Origin of the sequence: Gordonia sp. HS-NH1, assembly GCF_001418765.1 — a bacterium.
Classification (GTDB): Bacteria; Actinomycetota; Actinomycetes; order Mycobacteriales; family Mycobacteriaceae; genus Gordonia.
The window spans coordinates 1-616 of record NZ_LIYC01000120.1; the positions used below are offsets into that span (position 1 = coordinate 1).

The following is a 616-nucleotide window of genomic DNA, read 5'->3' on the forward strand; positions in this document are numbered from 1 at the left end:
ACCAACGCGCCCGCGACATCCAGCAGGCTCTACGCGGTGGCGGCCACCTGAGCGCACCGGAGACACTCACCGCAGCCTATGCGGCGACAGTCACCGCGACCGTGGAAATGCTGGCCGCTCTCAACACCCAGATCACTCAACTCGAAACCACTATGGCTCAGTCTTTTAAAGCGCATCCGGACGCCGCGATCTACCTGTCCATGCCCGGAGTCGGTGACATCACCGGCGCCCGGATGCTCGGCGAGTTCGGGGATGACCCCGAACGCTATGCCACCGCCAAGTCTCGCAGAAACTACGCCGGTACCTCACCACGGACCATCGCCTCGGGCAAAGGACACGTCGTGTTGGCCCGCCACATCCGCAACACCCGACTCAACGACGCCGCCCTACGGATGGCGCAAAGCGCCCTGACCGGCAGTCCCGGCGCCCGCGCCTACTACGACAGCCTCCGAGACCAGAAGAAGTCCCACAGCCAAGCATCGCGTGCGGTCGCCAACCGACTCATCGGCATCCTCCACGGCTGCCTCAAACACCGCACCCCCTACAACGAACACACCGCCTGGAACCACCGCACCAACCTCGCCGCTTGACACCTAGCACCCCTGGGATGTCTTCG

At 64.6% G+C, this 616-nt stretch carries 1 protein-coding gene; it reads left to right on the forward strand.

Features of this window, described 5'->3' with window-relative positions; all coding sequences use genetic code 11:
• Positions 1-590: transposase (locus AMD30_RS24320; RefSeq protein ID WP_156354434.1), on the forward strand; the 590-nt coding region annotated here is incomplete at its 5' end.
• Positions 591-616 lie beyond the last annotated feature (26 nt).